This window comes from Methanocaldococcus fervens AG86, from assembly GCF_000023985.1.
Classification (GTDB): domain Archaea; phylum AGJL01; class Methanococci; order Methanococcales; family Methanocaldococcaceae; genus Methanocaldococcus; species Methanocaldococcus fervens.
The window spans coordinates 1,240,127-1,260,269 of sequence record NC_013156.1 but is presented as its reverse complement, the minus strand read 5'-3'; the positions used below and the strand labels follow the sequence as shown (position 1 = coordinate 1,260,269).

Below are 20,143 nucleotides of genomic sequence, written 5' to 3'. Positions count from 1 at the left end.
TCACCTGTGAATGGTTGTGTATATCTTACGAACTATAATATATTAGTTCAAAGTATATATACCTTTCGATTTTTTTCAGAGCAATTTATTTTTCAATGATTTTAAATTCATTAATTATTTTGTTTGACATCTTTTATAAGCATTTGGGTAATTTTAAAAAACTATTTATAGAAAGTTGGGTGATTAATTACATAAAATATGAATTTACGGGATACCATGTTGAGAGGGAAGGAAGCCACATTAGCTGGGATAATAAGGGTTATTATTGAAGAAGAACCTGAAACACAGGATGAAATAGCTGAAAAACTTGGAATTAGTAGGAGATACGTTGCCAAACTTTTAAAGCCACTAATTGATGAAAAAATCGTTAAACATCCTTATGTAGTAGATATGAGCAAATTACACAAAATAAACTTAGAGTTTGATGAAAATCTTTTGATGAAAGAGATAAAAACAACCTTGGAAAAAATGGAAAAAACACTTTTAAGCAACTTGGATTTAGTATATACTGCTTTAAAAAATAACGATAAAAAATTGGCTGAAGATATAATAATTAAAGATTACGCATTAAATAAAATGGAGGAGGAGATTAGATTACTTTTAGGAATGAATGCTTTAAAATATTTACCAGGAGCCTATGCCAATGCTTTTTCAACAATCGCCTCAAATCTCGAGAGGTTGGGGGATTATATAGCAAACATTGCTGAAGAGGTAGTTCATGGGCTCAAGTTAGATGAAGATATTGAAAATGATGTGGAAGAAATATTTGGCATACTTAGAGAGATGTTAGTTGAAGCTATAGACGTTGTTAAAAGCAAAAGAAAGGAAACAAAGATTCATGAGCTTGAAGAACAATTGCATAAAAATCTTGAATCATTATTGAAAAAGGTTTTAGAAAATAGAAGGGAAGATCTAAACTTCTATGTTCAATTTGGAATGTTTTTAAAGGATATTGAAAGATTTGGAGATAGATGTGTGAATATTGTAGATATTGCCTTAGAGTTGTATCACAACATACCAAGAAATCCAGTTCCTGAAAGGTTAAAAAGAGGGATGTTGTAAGAAAATTAATTTTACCAAATCAACCAATTTTGAAATTTAATTTACACCTCTGAACGTAAGTGAAGAGATGTTTGCTTTGATGAAACAGAAAGCTTTGCTTTCTGGCTACAAATCCGTAGGATTTGTTTAACTTTCTTAAAGTTTCGGAGGGATGTTATGAGAGAATTTATATTTAAAGCAAATAAAACAATAACTTCTTCAGATATAAATTTAAAAGATTTGCCAGGAAGTTGTGGAAGGTTGGATTTACTCTGTAGATGCGTTAGCGATGCATTCTTTTTATCCCATGACATTAGGAGGGATGTTGTTTTTTACGCTGTTTTGTATGGACAGCCAAATCCACCAGTTTGCATAAAGTTTGTAGGTAATGAATTAAAGAAGGTTTCCCCAGATGAGAGAAATATAGCCATATTTATAAAAAAAGCTCTTAAAAAATTTGAAGAGCTCGATGAGGAAGATAGAAAATACTGGAATTTATCAACCCCTGGTATTTATGTAAAAAGGTTAGGATTTAGGGATTTAATTTTAGAAAAGTTAAGAGAAGGGAAGAATATTTACTATTTACATAGAGATGGAGAAGATGTTGAAAACGTTGATATAGAAAATCCAGTCTTTGTAATTGGAGATCATATAGGGATTGGAGAAGATGATGAAAAATTTTTAGACGAAATTGGTGCTAAAAAAGTCTCTTTATCACCTTTGGAATTGCATGCAAACCACTGCATAACAATAATACATAATGTGTTGGACAAAAGGGGATTTAACAATACTGAATAAAAAAGAAGAGATTTTTTAGTATATCTAATAAAAGGGGATTTTATGAATTATGAAAAAATTATTGAAGAAGAAGTAAATAAAAAACTCAAAGAATTGAGATTAAAAAATTCTTTAGAACTTTTAGAAAAGTTAAATATATATAAAGAACTTAAAGAAGCTTTAAAAAATATGCTTTTAAAACGATTAAATGGAGATAAAGAGTTTTATAAAATTTCCATTGATAAAAAGCCAGATGCTGTTGTTGCATTCAGTGGAGGGGTTGATAGCTCAACATCTACGATAATAGCTAAGCAGATTTTTAATGTTAAGGCAGTTTCCTGCTATTCAGAATATATTATGACTGAAGAAATGAAAAAAAATGTTAAAAAGTTAGTTAAAAAGATTGGTGTAGATTTAGAATTCATAGATATCAATTTAAAAGAAGTTTATGAAGATACAATTAAAGGGAGATACCACCCATGCGGTAGATGCCATAAAATCGTTGAAAGTGCTGTTATGAATTATGCTAAAGAAAATAATGTTGAGTTTGTCATATTTGGAGATTTATTGGCTTTTGGGTATTTGGCTTTATATAAAGATAATGAAATTTTTAGATTTAATTTACCGTCTTTTTTCGCCCTAACAAAAAATGAAGAAAGAACTATATTAAAAAATAATGGCATTGAACTAAAAATGAGCTATGGATGCCCATTATTAAAAGCTTATCACAAAAACAATAGAGGATATAAATTTACAATTCAGAGAATTTTGAGAGAAGTTAGGGGAAGAGTGGTTGATGAAGAAGAAGGATTTAAAAATATAATCGATATTTTAGAGCTTTTATAATTCAACCCATCCTAATGATTTTTTAATAACCTCTGCATTAACTTTTCCAGCTTTATAGACTTTACCATTTGTTATATCGTTAATTATGACAACTGCTGGAGCAAACATTCCTTTATCAATTTTGTAGAAGTCGTAGTCAGCTGCTTTGAAAATTTCCATGAATGGTTTTCCGTAATCTTTTGAGTTGTTTGATGGGAGGGATTTGCATAAGCTTTCAATGTCATCATTTTCATCGCTTTTAATGTAGTAGTATGTTATTCCTCCATACAGTACCATATCGTTTGTAGCTCCCATCATAGCGAAGTCATCACCAATTATTGGAGCTACTGGGGCTAAACCTGCGGCATACTTAACCTTTGAGACATCAAACTCTAAAACCTCTAACATTTTGTATGTTCCGTTTTCAACAACTCTTCCACTAATTTGTATTGAACCAACCAATGAAGCTGTTGGAGCAACCAACAAATAAACATTCTCTGACTCAACACCACATTCTTTAGCAACATAATCAGCAACTTCTTCATTTGGTAATTTTGATGATTCTAAACACAAAACGGCAACATCAGCATCGTCTTCATATCCAATCTCATCGTAAGTTTTCTTTGGCTTCTTAGCTAAAGCTCTTGCAGGTCCTGAACCCATTGCAAAAAACTTTCCAACTTTAACAGCCCATCCAGCTTTTTGAGCACCTAATGTAGCTATTGATGGATGAGATGTTTTCACTTTAACATAAGGAAGGTTTAATCCAGTGCACTCACATGGTGATAATGATATGCCAACATGAGCTAAGCCACCTAAACAAACCTTTGTATATAACTTCCCAGCTTCCCAGCTTCCAGTAACATTAACTCCACAATCTAAAACAGTTGCTCCGTTCTCCAATTTTAAAACATCAATATTCAACTCTTCTTTATTTTCTATCATCTTATTTACAATCTCCAAAGCTTTTTTATTTACACTCAACATCTTATCACCAAAGAAGACAATAGCTTTATATAGCTTTTTTATGGCTATAACCTATATAAGTTGTAGCTATATCTTTTTTATAATTTATGATTTGAGTTTATTTAAATGGAATAAATAAATGTGATAATATGGACATGAAAGAGTGGGAAAAATTTTACAATCAAATTATTGAAGATTTTGGATTTGATAAAGATAAAGATGTTGAAGCTGCAATTATCTTAAATAACATTTTAGAAAAAGCCGATAAGTTATCAACTGACAAAATTAAAGATATTGTTGAAGGTAAAGAAGTCTTTGTTTTTGGTGCTGGACCGTCAATAAAAAGGCATATTAAAATCATAAAGGAATTAAAAAAAGATTATCCAATAATAGTGGCTGATGGAGCTTGTAAGGCATTTTTGGAAGAGGGGATAATCCCAGATATTATAGTTTCAGATTTAGATGGGGATTTAAATGCCTTAATTGAATGTAATAAAAACGGCTCTATTGTTGTAGTTCACGCACATGGGGATAATATTGAAAAAATTAAAGAATACGTTCCAAAATTAAAAAACATTATTGGAAGTTGCCAAATCCCTAGTTATAGAGAGTTGGGTTTAAAAAATATAATTAACTTTGGAGGATTTACAGATGGGGATAGGTGTTGTTTTTTAGCGTATTATTTTAAAGCTAAGAAGCTAATATTGGGGGGCATGGATTTTGGAATATATGTAACTAAATATTCGAGACCTAATATAAATGGTGATATAGCTGTTGGTGATGAAGTAAAGATTAAAAAGCTAAAATATGCTGAAAGGTTGATAAACTATTTAAAGGACAAAATAGAGATAGAATTTTTAAAATAAGTTTAGGCAAGATTTATATACCACCCAATATATGTTATATAGAATCATGCTTATTTTGTGATCATAAAATAAGAACTCAAACAATAATAAGATTTTTACGTGAGATTATGATAACCGTAATAGGTTTTGGTTCTTTTGGTAGAAAAGTTGTGAACTTTATTAAAAATAAGGAACCTATCACAATTATTGATAAAGATATTGACGATACGGATGATTTGATAAAAGAAGGTGTGAGAGTAGTTGTTGGAGATGCTACTAATGAAGAAGTGTTAAAAAAAGCTGAAATTGATAAAGCAGATATTGTATTGATATTAACAAACAATTCAGAAGTAAATAGGAAAATAGCCGAAAATGTTTGTAAATTAAGCCCAAATTCATACAAAATAGCAAGAGCTATTCCGGGATATCCTGAGCTTTATAGTGGATTGGATATAGATAAAGTTATAAACATTTTAGAAAGTGGAGCTAAAGATATTGCAAAAGAAGTTGAAGATGCAAAATTAAAGAGAAAGCTAATGCAATTAAAATCTCTATTAATTGAGGGTAAGAAAAAATGCCTAAGTTCTGAAAAAACTGAAGAAGAGAAAAAAGCTCCTCTTTTAATATTAACCCACATAAATCCTGATCCAGACGCTATAGCAAGTGCGATGGCTTTAAAGACACTTGCTGAAAAATGGGGGGTTGATGCAGACATCGCCTACGGAGGAAATATTGGTTATGATGAAAACAAGGCAATGATTAACCTATTGGGGATAAATCTTCTAAATATTGAAGATGTAAATTTAAATGATTATTGCGTTATTGCAGTTGTAGATACCTCTGTATCAAAACAATTGCCAGTAGAGATTGATGAAATTGATATAATTATAGATCACCACAACAGCACTGATTTAACAGCCAAATATATGGATATTAGACCGGATGTTGGGGCTACTGCCTCTATATTAACACAATACCTCATGGAATTGGAGATGGAGCCGTCAAGAAACTTAGCAACCGCTTTATTTTATGGGATACAGGCAGATACTGATTACTTTAAAAGAGAAGTTTCAAAGTTAGATTTTGAGGCAGCTGCCTATCTCCAAGGTTATATAGACGCCTCCCTCTTAAACATGATAGAAAATCCGGAAATCTCTACTGAAGTAATGGAAGTTCTAGCAAAAGCAATAATGAATAGAAAGGTCGTTAAAGGAAACATAGCTTTAGCATACGTTGGTGAAATTTCAAATAGAGATGCATTACCAAAAGCTGCTGATTTCTTATTAAAGATGGAAGGAATTTCCACAACATTTGTCTTTGGCATTGTTGGAGATGAAATTCACATATCTGCAAGAACCAAGGATTTAAGGTTAAATCTTGGAGAGATATTAAGTAAAGCGTTTGGTGGGGGAGGGCATCAAACAGCGGCAGCAGCTAAAATTCCTTTAGGGATATTTAAATCAGTCTCTGATAAAGAGGCATTAAGAAAATTGGTTGAAGAAGCTATTAGAGCTAAGATATTGGAAATTATAGGTATAAAGGAAGAGGAAAAATAATTAAATAATAATCTTTTTGGATTTTTTATGCCTTTTAAAATCTAATGAGCAGGATACATTGGAAAGGTATTTTGAAGCAATTTCCTTTGCTTTTAATATCCTCTCTTTATCTGGTTTTTCTGCATTTAAATTGTTGTTGTATTTTACATAGCCAGTAATTCTATATGGCAAATCCCAATTGCTTAAAAATTTAGTTATCTTTTCAATTTCATCCAAATCAATAATATTTGGTATTAAAACTGTATCAACTTCTACTTTAAAATTGAACTTATCTCTATTATCTCCAATATAACTTATGCAATCTAAAACTTTTTTGTTGGAGAAAGAGGTTAAATAAATATGCTTCTTTTCAGTGTAAGCCTTTAGATCTATATGTATTTCATCAACTTCAAGTTTATCAACCATATCTTTTAAATAATAACCATTTGTAGAGAGCATGATGTAAAATCCCTCATCTTTTAAAATATTTGTTAATTTTGGCAAATCCTTTTGTAACGTTGGCTCCCCTCCTGCAATTAAGATTTTATTTATATTGTAATTTTCATTAACTTCCAAAATCTTATTTAAAAGCTCCTCTACGCTATAGTTTTTACAAGATAATGGTTTGAAAAAGCAGTATTTGCATTTAAAATTGCATCCATAAGTTAAAAGGGTTATTTTATCACTTAAAGAGATGTGAGAGATTAGCATTAAACCACCAAAAATTTTATTTCCATAGGGGCATAGCCCCTCTATTTGATAAAATTTTGATATTATCTCCAAATCTTTCTAATTTACACCTCCGAGCGTAAGCGAGGAGATGTTAGGCTTTGATGAAATGGAAAGCTCTGCTTTCCAGCTATGAAAATCTATGATTTTCATTCAACTTTCTTAAAGTTTCATTTATATAACTTTTCAGCATACTCCTTAGCCATCCTTTCAGCGTCAAAGTATTCAACTATATGGTTTACACAGTTGCAGGCTTTCATCCACCATCTTTCAGTATCATACATGTCAGCAGCCTCTTCTAATAAGTTATAGATGCAATTAGCTACATAGGCATCGTCATCTCTAACTCCATCACCAATTGTAAAGCTATCATCCGGATACATCTTAGCCCATTCTACATGCCACCCATCTAAGGTACTCATGTGTATGGAAGCATTCATAGATGCTGTCATTCCAGAAGTTCCAGAGGCTTCATGGTTTAATTTTGGCGTATTAAGCCAGATATCTGAACCCTGCTTCAACATCTTACTTAACTTCAACTCATAGCCAGTTAATATTGTAGCCCCTTTCATGTCCCTTGTTTTTGAAACAATCCAGTTAAATGTTGCTATCATGTTACTATCATTAGGATGTGGCTTTCCTGCCCAAATAACCTGTATTTTTTTCTTCTTTAATAGCTCTATCAACCTCATCTCATCATGAAGCAATATATGGGGCCGCTTATAAGCTGTAAATCTCCTTGCCCAAACAACCGTCAATCTATCTTTTTTAAATAATTTTCCTGTTTGATCTGCAACCTCTTCAAACAAAATCTCTTTTAACTCCATTTTCCTCTCTCTTAATGCATCTATATCATATTTTTTTGCAGCTTCCCTAATAACAGGGTCTTGCCAGTAATATTTATCTTGAGCGTTTGTTATAGCTATTATCTCACACTTATCTTTAACCCAACTCCACATTTTATCGCAAACTTCTTTATGCTTTTTAGAAACTGCATTAGCTCTTTTACATGTTCTTAAAGCACAAACTGTATAATTAAATGGATTTCCTCCTAATTTTTCAGCTAAGCTCACATCAACGTTTCCAAAGAATCCCATGGATTTCAATAAATTAATATCTTGGACTTCATTACCTTCTGGCAGAGGCGTATGGGTTGTGAAAACAACGTGCTCTCTTGTATACTCTAAACCGTAATCTTCAATTAATTTAAATACCAATGGAAGAGGATGGGGCTCGTTCATATGAAAGAGTTTTACATTTTCACATTCTTTTATAACCTTATAACCTCCAACACCTAAAACAATCTGCTGAGCTATGTGGAGTATGTTGTTTGCATCATATAAGTTATGAGTTATAGTTCTTGAAAAATCATCATTCTCTGGGATATCAGTAGTTAAAAAATAGATTGGACATGTTCCAAAAACATCTTCTTCCAATTTATAAGCCTTAACCCAGACAGTATTGTTATTTATTGTAACTGGGACTTTTAAATTAATATCTTCTAAAAAATCGTAATATTTCCTTATGTATTCAACTTTCATCCTTCCTTCTCTATCCCTTACTTGATCGTAATACCCATAACTCCATAGAATGGAAACCCCCACAAGAGGTTGATTTAACCTTTTAGCAGCCCTAAAATGTGAACCTGCTAAAAATCCCAATCCCCCAGCGTAGGTTTTTAGTGGTTGGTGAATTGCAAATTCCATGCAGAAATAAGCTGTTGGTTTCATAATTTCCCCCAATTTTCATTTCTTCAAGATCAATATCAAAAAATAAGTTAAAAATCAGATTAAACCATTAGTTTAAACTTAATAATATTTTCAGCTTTTATCATATTTTAAGTTTATGAGGTATTGTTATCTTCAACAATTTCAATTACCACTTTTTTTAATGATTTTCCATTTGGACAGTTTATTTTTTCATTTAGGACTTGCTTTATTTTATATTTTTCACCCTCCATTATCCCATCAGGGTTGCAAAAATTATAATATTCGCAATCAAAATTTTCACAATTTATTGGCTTGTGATTTAATATAACCCCTTCAAGTGCTTTTTTTGACTCAATCATAATTGTCAAATCAGCTAAAACCACCTCAACTACTTTAACTCCTCCTTCATGAACAGTGCAAGGATGATTTGCAGATCTAACTGAAATTATTTTGTATTTTCTCCCAACTTCCAAATTTCCATGGCACAACCTTCTAAACTTGCAATTCTTGCATTCTTCAATCTCGCCTAAATATACAAATTCTCCTCCAGTCTTTGCCAGCTTACTACCAATCAAAGTTATTTTGCTTTCTTTGCTCATGATATCCCAATCATAATTATAAAAAATTATTTTAATATTCACTATAAAATAAATGTGTTTCCATTACAAAAACTTACCTTTCATTTTTTATCCCAATAAACCTTGAGGCCAACTCCAAATAATATCTCCCAAGCTCTTCTCTAAAAAGACCCAAATCGAGATATTTAGCTTTGTGGTCTTCTAAATAAATTGCTCTATCACCTAAAGCAGTCAATAAGTCCAATGAACTTGTTACTATAACAAATGAGCTATCTCCAAGCTTTTTCCTCTCCTTAATAATTATTTCAGCCAACGATTTAACCCCTTCAAACCACTTGCTTAAAACCCCACTAACCAATAAATTAACTGCAGAATTATCCTCATCTATTAAAATAAGCTTAATTTTGTTTTTTATGGCTCTTTGTATTTGATAAGCCATATACATTGAGCCAGAAGCGGTTCCATAAACAGCTTGTGATGTCCCTTTAATTCCTGGAGGTAATTTTTGGAAAAATAAGCTTATATCTTGCCCACTCATCTCCATGCTTCCTGTTGATGCTTTTGACAAGCTTTTAGTTGTTATTATAAATTCTCTTCCATCCCCAATTAGGTGGTCGTCTCTCCCACTATCTATTGCCTGTAAAAGAGTAGTTTTTCCTTGAGCATTTCTTCCAGTAATTATAAATATCTCCCCCTTCTTTATTCCCAATCCTTTAACTTTTTTACCATATTTAAGCTCTATCTCCACTGGCTCAAGTTCTTCTGGGCATTCAAATGGAATATTCACCTCTTTAGGTCCTGCTATTCTGTAATGCCTCCTAACATCAGTATACTTTCTCGCAGGTCTTGAATTATTAGCTATAAAGCAAACTAATCCAAGCTCATCCAATTTGTTCCTAAGATATTTTTGATTTATTATATTCTTTGCTTCTTCAATCAACAAATCAATAGGTATATTTTTAATAAATTTATCCAAATCATAGCAGATTTCATTAATTTGTTTGGCTATATCTTTAGCTTCACTTTCCTTAAAAATCATTCTAAGCATTAAATATATCTTATCTCCTTCAATATAGTTGTACTTATCAGCTCTCCATAGGTCATAGCCTATATTTAAATCACAATTCACCACGGTTAATGGCTCATACAAAGCTTTATATATTCTACCAAAATATCCTGCCAACGGCAAAAATCTATTTTTCTTAATTATTTCATTTTTTATCTCTTCAATAACTCTCTGTGTAGCTCCTTCTATCCCCTCTTTATATTCAGAAAGTTTTAAAAAATTTTTATTTTGAAAAACAAATGGAAGAACTACTTTTATATTACCATCTGGCTGTTTTACTGCATAATACAACCTATTTTTATTACTTTTAGTTAAAAGAGCTGCGTTTAAAAATTCATTTCCTTTTAAATTGCCAATAATCTCATCTATGAACATGGAAATCACTAAAATTATGATTTTTAAAAATAAATTAAAATCAAAAAATAATACCTCTCAGACAGTGCCGATTTCTTCATTCCAAAAGGTCAGTGGGGGTAACTTTCATCATCGAGGTATAAAATTATTTAAACAACTCATTGATATCTTTTCCTTGATTAATCTCTTTTCTATATGCTTCCAATAGCAAATTTTTCTCTCCTGAAAACTCAGCAACTGTTTTAAAATCAATATTTATTCTCTCTCTAAACTTCTTATCCCTCAATAAATGGTGGTCAATTATAATCTCAGCTCCAGTATTTTCAACTATATATTTTAAGTTTTCGTTGGTCTTCTCTAAATTCTTCTTACCATACCTATGCATTAAATATGTTGGAGGCCCTCCCATGAGTATTAAGTTTGGCTTTTCCTTGACTATATAATCCCTAATATCATCAAATATAACTCCTTGAGTATCAGAAGTGTGCATAAACTTAAAATTCCCTTCTTTAACTGTTGTTATTAAAACGTATCCTAATTTATCATCCCTTCCATGTGGGAATGGTGGAGAAAACTTTATCTCAGTCTTTCCAAATTTAAACGTTTTGTTGTCAGCATAATCTATCTTCTTTGCAATATCTTTAACACTTTCCAAAAATTTCCTTGCCCTCTCCATCTGACTCTTATTTATAAACTCAGTTGGATGCTTTATCAGTAAAATTTTATCTTTGTATAGTTCTTTAGCATAATCCTTTGAATCCAAATAAATATCATCAAAAAATGGTGTATAATGGTCGTAATGATAGTGAGAAATTGTTATAATATCTGATTTTTTTGCATAGTCATTAATTTTATTTCTCAATTCTTTTAATTTTTTGAATTCAATTTCATTTGGCTTTAATCCATATCTATCAGGGGCTAAGGCAACACCAGGGTCTATTAAAATCCCAACATCGTTTGTTTTTACATAGGTTGCCATTGACCTAACCCCTAAGCTTTCAGAAGCTAAAGGAATGACTTTCATAATCCCACCAATATAAAATAAAATTAGGTCTTCATTTTAAAGAAATCACTTAACTTAACTTGCTTACTTTTATCATTTTCAAATATTGAATTTATTCCCTCTCTAATAATTTTTAATCTTTGTTTTATATAATTATTTACATCGTACTCCTCAGCCATCTTTTCCGCTACGTCCATATACTTTTCAACAGCCCCTTTTGAAACCGTCAATATTAAGTTAGAGCCACATTTTGGACATTTTCCTCTTAACGGAATCCTTCTAAACTTAGCCCCACACTTACATCTAACTGCCTGCCTTGAGAAAGCCCTTAAATTTCCAATTAAATCCGGGATAAAGTGGGATTGAATAACCTTTTCAGCAACATCCCTCTCATCAGTAGCTCTAATCTTTTTAGCAACTGATAATTGAGATGTTGTTTTTTCTAACATTGATCCGAGGGTTTTGTAAGCACAAACCTTTGGACCTAAATCTATTCTTGAAGTTTCATGCGTATAACCGATTCCTTCATACTGTTCTGGATTTCCTAATCTATCTTCAACAGTTTCCATAAACTCTTTAACCTCTTTTGGTGAAGGCATCTCTAAGGTTTTCTCATAAAACTCTAAAGGATAGCTCCACATCGTATCCATGTTATGAACTTCCCCATCAACCTCTTTTGGATCCAATATTGTAGTTAAAACTAATGGAGCGTCCATCTGTCCTCCTCTTTTATCTGGGAGGAATTTTTTAGAGAAGTTTAGAAATGCGTCTAAAAGTAAAAAGAAAGAATCCTCATCTCCGTCACAGTTCCTTCTCTTTGCAGCATGGAAATAAGGATGAGCATAGCCAACATTTGCCTTTGTGTAGCCAATAATTCTTCCAACCATCCCTGCTGATGTGTGAGGAGCCATACCGATAACTAAATGCCCAATTAAATCCTCTTTCTTTTTTACATTGTAGAATCTCTCCATATTGTAAAATTTCTCCAATAAATCATCAATAAAATTAGCTACTTTAACAAAATACTCTGCACAACTCTCTGGAATAATAACATCCTGTGGCTTTAGCTCAACAACCTGATCTCCATCAACCAACTCATTGCCATAAATGTCTTTATCATAGCCAAGTTCCCTAAGCTTTTCAACACTAACATTTATCTCATTTGGCTTGAAGTGAGTTACTGGCACATCTGTACAATCGAACCTTGTAGTTCCATCTTTAAAGACATAAACCTCATTCATAGCCCTTAATATGGCCTTTTCCAATGGTTCAACAATTTTTTGCTTTGATGTCATCCCTTTAATACATTTAACATCTCCTGGCTTATTTATCCCTAACCTCTTTAAAGCAGCATACCAGTACTCCTTTAATGGGGCTTTGATTTTTCCAAAAGTATCTAATTCCACTTTAGTTCCACAGAATGGACAAACTCTATATAAAGAGATTTTCCCACATTTTGGACATCTTGTATATGAAACGTCAATATCATCCGTGTTATTTTCTTCAACAGCCTTATTTATCAATCTAACTTGTCCTCCAGCATTACCTATAGGGAAGAGACCATTAACTGGAGGTTTCATCTTTCTTGGAGCAGCTTTTTCAGGTCTTCCCATTCTTGCCCCAACATACACATAGGTGTTTCTCCTAACCTCAAATGGAGCCAATAGATTTATAAGATGCATGCTATTTTTTGCAGAATTTAAAATTTCATCTATGTTTTCAATCAAATCCTTCTTATTTTCAACATCATAACCTAAAGAGTATAGAAGTGGATAGTATTCCTCAATCATCACCTTTTTATTTCTAACTAAATGACAGCAACCAATTAACTCTAAAATTCTCTTTGCCTTCTTATCATCCTCAGTTTCTAAGCCAACAATCCAAACTTTTTTTCCTTCAAAATCATCTTCTTTTCCTTTTAATAACCAATTTCTTAATAATATTATATCTTCTTTGCTAACATCATGCCAATGATATGTATATCTTGGATGTAGTGGAGTTTTTGTTTCTAAGGCAAATTTAACAGCCTCTTCTGGCTTTGGATTCTTTATAAACTCTTTATCATACCCTACGTTGCTAGCTATCAAAACCTTCTCATACCACTCTTCACACCAGCAACTTGGTAATAAAGGATGGTTGTTCTCTAAAAAATCCCCATAATTAACTAAAACATCTCCTAAGAATAAGATTTCCTCAACTCTATCCCTTACTTCTATAGCCTTCTCTATTGTATCAACTCTAATAACATCCCCATTTTTAAGCTTAACAATTGGTGGCTCAATGCTATCAACCGGCACAACGCATGTAGCTTTTCCAGGTCTTTCAGTCTTTAACTGAGTTCCAACAGCCATGAATTCATCAACTAAGTACATTAAAGCAGGATGAAATCCTTGAGTAGCAAATCCAGTATTCCTACTCCTTCCATATCTCAGCCTAAATCCTCCAACTTTTGATGGATGAGCAAATACAGGCCTTCCAGCAATAACTTCGCTTATAAACTTTTTATTTGCCTCTATTTTAATATCTCTCCAGTACCCACTTATCTCTTCTTCCTCTTCATCCACATCTTCATCATCTATTTTTTCATCTTTTTCCTCTTCTTCCTCTTCTTTTTTACTCATTAAATCTTTAAGCCAATCCCATCCTTCTATTCCTAATTTATCTACATGCCTCAATATTTTAGGAGCTTTCAACAAAACCCCTTCAACTAAAACTAATAAAGCCCCTCCCCTTAGCTGGTTTGTCTCAACTCTCGGTAAATCCCTATGCCCAGAAACTTCAACATCATCTGTAGCTTCTCCAGTAATCTCAATTGGAATATTTCTTACAGCTGTTCTAATTTCATCAGCTTTTGGGTTGTATTGAAAACTTCCAACTTCTGATTGATACAGCTCAACCTCCTCAACATACCTCTCAATCTCATCCTCTGTTGGTTTATACCTATCCAATCCCATTGCCTTTCTAACGAAATCCCCAACTAAGACAGATAACGCCTGAGCTGTTCCCCCAGCACTTCTTATAGGTCCTGCATAGTATATAGCTAAATATTCACTCCCATCTGGATTTTTTTTGATTTTAACGTCTGCAATTCCCTCCAGTGGAGCGGCAACAATACCTTCTGTCAATACAGCTAATGCAGTTCTAACTGCCTGCTCTGCCTTTTTTTCTTTGTCAAAATCTCCAAATTTTCCTTCTACAATTTCTTTAGCTATTTCCAATGCTGCTGGCTCTTTACCTAACTCTTTAACCAATTCCCTAATTCTCCCAGCAACACCTTTCGGCCCCACCAATCCCTCAACTCTATCAGCCATATCAGCAGCTAATGGAATCTCTACTTCATCAACTGGGTCAAAACCTTTTTTTCTACACTCTTCTGCAATTTTGTAAATTTTTTTAACTTCATCAACAATACTTTCAAAATATTTTTTCATGTTTTCAGAACATGCGACATGAACCATAATAATCACATAATTAAATATTTTTAAAATTCGATAAAACTTCTCTCAAATAATCTATTCTCAAATTGGTATAAGATGATTACTATAAAAAAATTGAATATTTAAATATTGCGCTAACAAAAAAACTAAATATTTATGCTTATTTCCAATACCCCAATGCCTTCTTTAATTCTTCAACTTCTTCAGCCTTTTCTTCCAACGACTTCCCTTCTACAACTGCCTCTATAGCCGCTCTCATTGCCTTAGCTCCAGCTTTAGTTCCATCTGGATGCCCATGCACCCCTCCTCCAGCTTGTATAATTAAATCTCTTCCTAAAATTTCAACTATTTTTGGAACCAACTTAGGATGAACTCCTCCTGAAGATACTGGGAATATTGGATTAATACCAAACCATTCTTGATTGAAAAATTTGTTTTCGTTATCTGCCTCAACCTTATCATAAACTATCTCATCCCTAATTGCTTTAACCTCCTTCTCTCCTCCTTCCATTTTTCCAACAACCGTTCCTATATGCAGTTGATCAACTCCCAACAACCTGTAAATCTTGGCTAATGCGAGCATCGATATTCCAAAATCCCTCCCTCTTGTTATTGCCGCATGCATTGCCCTATGTGCATGTATTATAAAATTAAATTCCTCCTCTCTGAATGATTGAACTGCTGAAAACCCGCTAACAACCACGTCAATCATCACATATTCACTTCCAGCGTCTTCAGCAATCTCTGCCCTCCTCAGCATTTCTCTGTATGGGGCTGTTATATTTGGCATATATGCCTTCCTTTCTCCAGTCTCTTCCTCCGCCTTATCCCTCATCTCCAAGGTTTTATAAACTCTATCTTCAAATTTGTTAAATTCTTGGGACGTTAAGTTTTCATCATCCTTAACTAAATCAACCCCTCCTACCCATGCTTCGTAAGCCACTTTTGCATGCTCCTCTGTCCTTAAACCCACTTTTGGTTTAACTATAGTTCCCAATAATGGTCTTTCCTTAATTTTAAGAGTTTTTCTAACCCCTTCAATTCCAAATCTTGGGCCTTTATAGGATTTAACAAACTCTTCTGGAAATCTAAAATCTAATATCCTCAAACCTTTGGCAATCTTCATTCCAAATATATTTCCAGCAATCCCTGCCAAAACCCCTGGCATGTTGTTTATTTCAAAAGCATACAACGGATAAGCAATCTTTATTAGGCCTATTTTGTATCTGCCTTCATTTCCAATCTCTTTAATTTCATAAACTTTTGGTTTTAATTTTGTATAAATATCGCTCTTCATTGTTTGAACTTTAGTCCATGTTCCAATAGAACTCTCACCAGCAATCTCATTTGCCAATTTTTCTAAATTTTCTCCTTTGATTATCATGCATGATAACAAATCATTTTCGTTTGGAGTATAATTTAAATCTATGTAATCCATGATATCCCACTTAATTTATTGATTTATATTTGGATACTACTATTTTACTAAATGAAGATATAAATACATTTGCTAAAAACATTTAAGATATGAGATACAAAACTATTAAGTAGATTTTCTAAATTTTATTATGGTGGAATTATGTTCATTGATGGAAAGTGGATTGATAGGGAAGATTTTGAAGTTATCAACCCATATACTTTAGAAGTTATTAAAAAAATCCCTGCTCTAAGTAGGGAAGAAGTTAAAGAGGCAATAGATACTGCAGAGAAATATAAAGAAGTTATGAAAAACCTTTCTATATCTAAACGATACAACATCTTAATGAATATTGCAAAACAAATTAAAGAAAGGAAAGAAGAGCTTGCTAAAATATTAGCTATAGATGCTGGAAAACCAATAAAACAGGCGAGAGTAGAAGTTGAAAGAAGTATTGGAACATTCAAATTAGCTGCCTTTTATGCTAAAGAGTTTAGAGATGAGGCAATTCCTTCAGACGATAAATTGATATTTACAAAAAGAGAACCTGTTGGAATAGTCGGAGCTATAACACCATTCAACTTTCCTTTAAATTTATCAGCCCATAAGATAGCTTCAGCAATAGCTACTGGAAACGTTGTAATTCACCACCCGTCATCAAAAGCCCCTCTTGCTTGCATAGAGTTGGCTAAAATTATAGAGAGAGCTTTAAAGAAATATAAAGTTCCATTGGGAGTTTATAACCTACTTACTGGAGCTGGGGAAGTTGTAGGAGATGAAATGGTTGTCAATGAAAAGGTTAATATGATTTCATTCACTGGAAGTTTGAAAGTTGGAGAGATGATAGCTAAAAAAGCTGGATTTAAAAAGATTACTTTAGAATTAGGAGGAGTCAATCCAAATATTGTATTAAAGGATGCAAACTTAGAGAAAGCTGTTAACTCTCTAATAAAAGGTAGCTTTATATACGCTGGGCAGGTTTGCATCTCTGTAGGGATGATTTTAGTTGATGAAAGTATAGCAGATAGATTTATAGAGATGTTTGTAAATAAAGCTAAAGAGCTAAATGTAGGTAATCCATTGGATGAGAGAACTGATGTGGGACCATTAATAAGTGTTGAACATGCAGAGTGGGTTGAGGGAATTGTTGAAAAAGCCATAGATGAAGGAGGAAAATTACTTTTAGGAGGAAAGAGGGATAAAGCTATATTCTATCCAACAATATTAGAAGTTGATAGAGACAACATCTTATGTAAAACAGAAACTTTTGCTCCCGTAATTCCAATAATTAGGGCTAATGAAGAGGAGATGATTGATATAGCCAACAGTACAGAGTATGGGTTGCACTCAGCTGTATTTACAAATGATATAAATAAGGCATTGAAATTTGCAGAGAACTTAGAGTTTGGAGGGGTTATTATAAACGATTCATCATTATTTAGGCAGGATAATATGCCGTTTGGAGGAGTTAAGAAGAGTGGTTTAGGAAGGGAAGGAATTAAATATGCAATGGAAGAGATGAGCAGTATAAAGACAGTTATAATATCCAAATAATTGGTGGAACTATGGCTAAGGTAATTGTAAACGGAAAGGAAAAAGTTGGAGAAACTTTGAAAGATGTAATAAAAGATGAATATTACAAAGAAGGGGCAAATATAGTTATTATAAAGGGAGTTAAAAGGGAAGCTGAAAAGATAGCTAAGAAGTTTTTAATTAAAACCACTAAAGGGAATATAACGGTGGCGATAACTGAAGATAATGAAACAGCCAAATTTTTTGTAAATAATTACAAAAATTTCGTAAAAAAGCTTAGATGGGTTAGTGGAGTTGATACCGCATTTGGTCCAACAACCATCGATTTAGAGATTTCAGCTGAACCAGGAGCTTTTAAAAAGTGGGATGTTCTTTTAAGCATTTCTGGTTTAGATAAGGATGAAGGGCATATAGTATTTATTAAGAAAAAAACTGAAGGGATTTATGGGTTAAAAAATCCAAAAATTGGTATTGTTGTTGGAGGTAAATGGGTTATTGATAGATTAGATATCGGAGACAAAATTATTGACATAGAGCCAATTAAAGAGGAAAAAGAAGCTGTTGATTACTTAGTAACAACAAACTTAGATACAAAGTTGGAAGATGGTTGGAAAATCTTTACATACTTCACAGCTGAGTTTGATGGAACACCTTCAGCTGTAGAACATTGTTTAGCTTTAATGGAAGATGGAATATTTGAAATTTCTGAAAAAACAAACACTTATGTCGCTGATTGTAGATTACAAACATTGAAGATTGAAGAAGGGAATTTAATTGACAGGGAGAGAGGATTTATAACCGTAAGGAATTATGGAGTTGGAGAAGGTAAAGTTTATATCTATAGGGAGGGTAGAAGCTCCTCTTTATCCCATACAGTTGTTGGAAGAGTTAAAGAAGGAATAGAACTAATTGATTTCTCTGATTCAGGAATTTTGTCTGTAAAAACAATTCCTGAAAGGTTGTGTGCTATTGGTTTAACTATGGAAGAAGCAGAGGAGATGTTTAAAAAATACAACATAGAGGTTGAGAAAGAGGGAGATTTAGAAAATGCCATTGTTGTTGAACAGGAGCCAGAATATACCTTAGATGTGTTAAAGGAAAAGAAAGTTAAAATAAGAGGATTGGATAAGAGCAAAATAGTTGTTATTGAGCTTTATGAAGATAAGGCACCTATAACTACATGGTACTTTAGAAAAACTACTGGCTTAACAACAAAAAGAGTTGGAAAGCTCCACGTTTATTTCAAACATAAAGATGTTGTAATGTTTAAAGGAAATCCAGATTACTCAAAAGGTTTGTTACCTGAAAACATCCCAACCGATAAGGTTGAGCCATGCGCCATTGGAGTAACAAACATGGTTAGTAGGTATAAAGGAATGATTGGGGTTAGATTAGGAGAAAGCGATAAATTTGGTCCTACAGGGGAGAGTTTTGAAAAAACAAACATTGTTGGAAGAATAGTTGAAAACGCTGAATACCTAAAGAATGTTAAAAGTGGAGAAGATGTTTATCTATTGCTAAAAAAATAAAGTATATAAAATTATTTATTTTTATTTTTTACTAAACAACTACTACATTTCCTTTAAATTCAGATCTTACTCCAACAATCGCATTTGCTCCAATCTTTTTGCTTCTTTTAACGCTTTTTCATACATATCCTCATGGTAATATAGAATTTCAATACAAGCTACTCTATCAACAATTCCCAAAAATTTGCTATATTTTTTCCTTCAATAGTTGGTGTTGTTGTTATAATCATCTTCCCAAATTTTTTAATTCTCTTTACTCTCTTCTAAGCTTTTTAAAAAGTTGGCTATCTTATTAACTAAAATTTCAGCCTCTTCTTCATTTGTTGGATATTTAACTTTCAATGTAGGGATATTTTTTCTTCTTACTAAGTATAGGGTTAACTCATTAGTTCTCTGGCATCCTATGCATCCAAAGGCTATTGGAGCGTCTTCCATTATTATTGCCGCTTCAGCTTCTTCAATTAAAGGCCCAATTAAAGCCATTCTCCCTCTAACACCTGAAGGAACTTCTACAGCAGCATACTTTAAACCTTTTTTTGGTTCTTCATCAGTTATGTTCATTGGTGGGCTGTCTATCTCAGGATTTCTTACCAACTTTCCTATAACTATGTTTAGATTTAACGGCTTATGTCCAAATCTTTCAACTAAATCACTCAATATTAAGCTATTTGGGGGGTAGATAAATATTTTTTTCATTTCATCACCTTAAAATTTTTATTTTGAAACCATAGGGTAAACTCCTATTGGTATACCCACGTCCATTAAGTTGCCCCCTTTTAGGGGCAATTAATGTCCAGCT

General features: G+C 32.7%; 16 protein-coding genes. 7 read left to right on the top strand and 9 right to left on the bottom strand.

Annotated features, from left to right (window positions below; genetic code table 11):
- Nucleotides 1–216 precede the first annotated feature (216 nt).
- The 3 genes from MEFER_RS06755 (at nt 217) to MEFER_RS06745 (ending at nt 2,664) form a co-directional block, all read left to right on the top strand.
- The gene (locus MEFER_RS06755) at nt 217–1,062 is read left to right on the top strand and encodes a phosphate signaling complex PhoU family protein (RefSeq protein WP_015791873.1); all 846 of its coding nucleotides are present in this window, start codon (nt 217–219) and stop codon (nt 1,060–1,062) included.
- 156 nt (nt 1,063–1,218) lie between these two features.
- A complete protein-coding gene (trmY, locus tag MEFER_RS06750) occupies nt 1,219–1,839 on the top strand; it encodes a tRNA (pseudouridine(54)-N(1))-methyltransferase TrmY (RefSeq protein WP_015791872.1) in 621 nt (206 codons plus the stop codon).
- 42 nt (nt 1,840–1,881) lie between these two features.
- The gene (locus MEFER_RS06745; RefSeq protein ID WP_015791871.1) at nt 1,882–2,664 is read left to right on the top strand and encodes a 7-cyano-7-deazaguanine synthase; all 783 of its coding nucleotides are present in this window, start codon (nt 1,882–1,884) and stop codon (nt 2,662–2,664) included.
- On the opposite strand, the gene mch is transcribed toward MEFER_RS06745, so the two are convergent.
- Nucleotides 2,659–3,630: a methenyltetrahydromethanopterin cyclohydrolase gene (mch, locus tag MEFER_RS06740; RefSeq protein ID WP_015791870.1), complete on the bottom strand. Its 972-nt coding sequence runs from the start codon at nt 3,628–3,630 to the stop codon at nt 2,659–2,661. The genes MEFER_RS06745 and mch overlap by 6 nt on opposite strands.
- Before the next feature lie 128 nt (nt 3,631–3,758).
- On the opposite strand from mch, the gene MEFER_RS06735 reads away from it, so the two are divergent.
- A complete protein-coding gene (locus tag MEFER_RS06735; protein WP_015791869.1) occupies nt 3,759–4,475 on the top strand; it encodes a 6-hydroxymethylpterin diphosphokinase MptE-like protein in 717 nt (238 codons plus the stop codon).
- Nucleotides 4,476–4,582: 107 nt separating this feature from the next.
- Complete coding sequence (locus MEFER_RS06730) at nt 4,583–6,010, top strand: DHH family phosphoesterase (protein WP_015791868.1); 1,428 nt, start codon at nt 4,583–4,585, stop codon at nt 6,008–6,010.
- Here MEFER_RS06730 and MEFER_RS06725 read toward each other — a convergent pair whose 3' ends face one another.
- The 7 genes from MEFER_RS06725 to rbcL all read right to left on the bottom strand — a co-directional run bounded on the left by MEFER_RS06725 (nt 6,011) and on the right by rbcL (nt 16,303).
- Complete coding sequence (locus tag MEFER_RS06725) at nt 6,011–6,700, bottom strand: radical SAM protein (protein ID WP_015791867.1); 690 nt, start codon at nt 6,698–6,700, stop codon at nt 6,011–6,013.
- Between the two features lie 188 nt (nt 6,701–6,888).
- The gene (gene glgP / locus MEFER_RS06720; RefSeq protein WP_015791866.1) at nt 6,889–8,448 is read right to left on the bottom strand and encodes an alpha-glucan family phosphorylase; all 1,560 of its coding nucleotides are present in this window, start codon (nt 8,446–8,448) and stop codon (nt 6,889–6,891) included.
- 113 nt (nt 8,449–8,561) lie between these two features.
- Nucleotides 8,562–9,026 carry a UPF0179 family protein gene (locus MEFER_RS06715; RefSeq protein WP_015791865.1) on the bottom strand — a complete coding sequence of 155 codons (465 nt, stop codon included), beginning with the start codon at nt 9,024–9,026 and terminating at the stop codon, nt 8,562–8,564.
- 73 nt (nt 9,027–9,099) lie between these two features.
- Nucleotides 9,100–10,446, bottom strand: a complete 1,347-nt coding sequence (locus MEFER_RS06710) for an ABC-ATPase domain-containing protein (RefSeq protein WP_015791864.1) — start codon at nt 10,444–10,446, stop codon at nt 9,100–9,102.
- 124 nt (nt 10,447–10,570) lie between these two features.
- Nucleotides 10,571–11,449 carry an MBL fold metallo-hydrolase gene (locus MEFER_RS06705; RefSeq protein WP_015791863.1) on the bottom strand — a complete coding sequence of 293 codons (879 nt, stop codon included), beginning with the start codon at nt 11,447–11,449 and terminating at the stop codon, nt 10,571–10,573.
- A gap of 23 nt (nt 11,450–11,472) precedes the next feature.
- A complete protein-coding gene (locus tag MEFER_RS06700) occupies nt 11,473–14,886 on the bottom strand; it encodes a DNA-directed DNA polymerase II large subunit (RefSeq protein ID WP_015791862.1) in 3,414 nt (1,137 codons plus the stop codon).
- 139 nt (nt 14,887–15,025) lie between these two features.
- A complete protein-coding gene (gene rbcL / locus MEFER_RS06695; protein ID WP_015791861.1) occupies nt 15,026–16,303 on the bottom strand; it encodes a type III ribulose-bisphosphate carboxylase in 1,278 nt (425 codons plus the stop codon).
- Nucleotides 16,304–16,444: 141 nt separating this feature from the next.
- Between rbcL and MEFER_RS06690 the strand changes: the two genes are divergently transcribed.
- Both MEFER_RS06690 and mmp3 read left to right on the top strand, forming a co-directional pair.
- Nucleotides 16,445–17,836 (top strand): lactaldehyde dehydrogenase, encoded by a 1,392-nt coding sequence (locus MEFER_RS06690; protein ID WP_015791860.1) that lies wholly within the window; start codon nt 16,445–16,447, stop codon nt 17,834–17,836.
- A gap of 11 nt (nt 17,837–17,847) precedes the next feature.
- Nucleotides 17,848–19,344, top strand: a complete 1,497-nt coding sequence (gene mmp3, locus MEFER_RS06685; protein ID WP_015791859.1) for a methyl-coenzyme M reductase-associated protein Mmp3 — start codon at nt 17,848–17,850, stop codon at nt 19,342–19,344.
- Nucleotides 19,345–19,587: 243 nt separating this feature from the next.
- On the opposite strand, the gene MEFER_RS06680 is transcribed toward mmp3, so the two are convergent.
- Entirely contained in the window at nt 19,588–20,040 is a 453-nt protein-coding gene (locus MEFER_RS06680) for a methanogenesis marker 5 protein (RefSeq protein ID WP_015791858.1), read from the bottom strand.
- Nucleotides 20,041–20,143 lie beyond the last annotated feature (103 nt).